Below are 1,849 nucleotides of genomic sequence, written 5' to 3'. Positions count from 1 at the left end.
GTCTATCGTTTTTAGATTAGGGAACTTTGCTTGGTGTAATAACCTTTGAAATCTATTGTTTCCCCTTGATATGACTTCACATTGAATCAACGTTTCAAAAAATCTTTCGTTGTCCCAATCGTTTCTTTTTGCCTCTTTTAGTGTATCGTCATACCGTTCTAATATACCGGATAGCCGACAATATTTCAGCTGTTCTCTTAGTTCATCTTTCATTTTCACACCCCACTTTTCGAAGTAGTTCATTGTAAGTACTTAAAGGCATGTAAGTGGTAGTGTGTTTGTCTAAATCAAGGGATTTTAGCTTTTCTTCCGATAGGAGTTCCGTTTTGGGTTTGTGTTGTGTTTGATACCTTAGTACACTTAACACTTCTTGGTAACTGTAACGGTTCTTTTCGTCCAATTCCTTTAGTATCTTTGCTACAACTTCAACGGTGTATTGTTGGGTTAATTTTAGTATGTCTATGAACTCTCTTGTTCCTTTTGAATCAGAGCTAAGATGAGCTTGCAGCATCTTATGGTACTTTTCATATATCTGAGGTAATCCCCAATCTTGAATGACCTTAGCTTGTTCGTATGCCCTTGCCTTTTTTCTTAGTAAAGGTAGAAAATGGTATGGGTTTAAACTCTCTTTGTTTTTCCCAAACATCCTTTCATGCTCTGCTATAACCTCTCCTTTGTAGATTACCTTTACCTTGAATGGGTAGATGTGAACTTCAACCTTTTTACCAATGTAATTTGTCGGTACAGAGTATCTGTTCTTTTCCAAATGAATCAGTTGATATGTGTCTACCTTTGCTTCTTTTATCCTTGCAAATACGTATCTTTCTTTGAGAGGAAGAAAATCTTCATCAAGGATTCTCTTTTCCCAGCTTTCTCCTTCATACCTTCCTTTTTTGAACCTTCGATGACATTTTTCCTCTAATTCCAAATTGAGTATGTCGAAACTTTTGAACTCAACTCTCGGTAAGAAGTAGTTGTTTTCAACGTATTTAACAAGATTTTCTACCATCCCTTTTTCATTGCCTTTAGCTGGACCACAGAACTCAGATTCAAAACAGTAGAAGGACTGGAATTTGACAAACTCTTCTTGTAGTATCCTTTCTCTTCCTGTTAGTACTTCCTTCACCGCAGGTTTTAAATTGTCAAAGATTATCTTTTTTGGAACTCCACCAAAAAAATCAAACGCCGATGTTAATCCATCAAAGAAAAACTCTGTAGACTCTCCTGGATAAGCTTTAACAAACTCCACCTTGCTGTAGCATAACTTTGCACAGAATACGTGTATCTTTCTTGGCATCTTATCTTGCATCACGTAAACTTCACCAAAGTCTGCCTGCATACTACCTCTTAGTGGCACTAATTTTAAAAAACCTTCTTTTTGATTGATACCAAGTTTCTCTTCTATCTTCCTTGCTTGATAGGTGAAGGAGGAATAACTTCCTTTGTATCCTTCTTCACAGATGAGTTCGTATATACGCCTTTTGGTTAACTTTTGATTCTTGGGTTGGTTTGAATTGTATTCCAACAAATGTTTGATACGTTTTTCAAAATCACCATTTACAGGTTTATCTCTCTCAACGTTCATATGATACTTCTGTTCTGGGTTCTTGATAGCTCTTTTGACCGTTGCTCGGTGTATCCCCATTTCTTTTGCTATCTCTCTTTGACTTTTGTGTTTGTTAAAATACAAAAATCTTATATAATTGTATTGTACCATCTCTATCACCTTTCTTTTCCTCCTGTACAATTTTTTTAGCCAAATTCATTATACAGGATTTGTGTGATAGGGTGGTACGCTTTTCGTTTAGCCGATTCTTATTTTTGGTACACTTTTCGTTTAGAAAGTGCA

The 1,849-nt window shown here is 36.0% G+C and carries 1 protein-coding gene and 1 pseudogene; both read right to left on the bottom strand.

The features are described 5' to 3' along the window. Positions 1–213 (bottom strand): annotated as a pseudogene (locus AA80_RS09785) (IS21-like element helper ATPase IstB); the annotation flags it as partial. Continuing rightward, positions 203–1,717 carry an IS21 family transposase gene (gene istA, locus AA80_RS09780; RefSeq protein WP_244903576.1) on the bottom strand — a complete coding sequence of 505 codons (1,515 nt, stop codon included), beginning with the start codon at positions 1,715–1,717 and terminating at the stop codon, positions 203–205. The pseudogene AA80_RS09785 and the gene istA, both read right to left, overlap by 11 nt. Positions 1,718–1,849 lie beyond the last annotated feature (132 nt).

Source organism: Petrotoga sibirica DSM 13575 (assembly GCF_002924625.1).
Taxonomy (GTDB): Bacteria; Thermotogota; Thermotogae; order Petrotogales; family Petrotogaceae; genus Petrotoga; species Petrotoga sibirica.
Note: the sequence above shows the minus strand (reverse complement) of the source record. Positions and strands in the feature narration are given on the sequence as shown.

Coding starts and splice junctions, on each gene's coding strand:
- istA (WP_244903576.1), bottom strand. CDS start 1,717: ATGGTACAATACAATTATATAAGATTTTTGTATTTTAACAAACACAAA.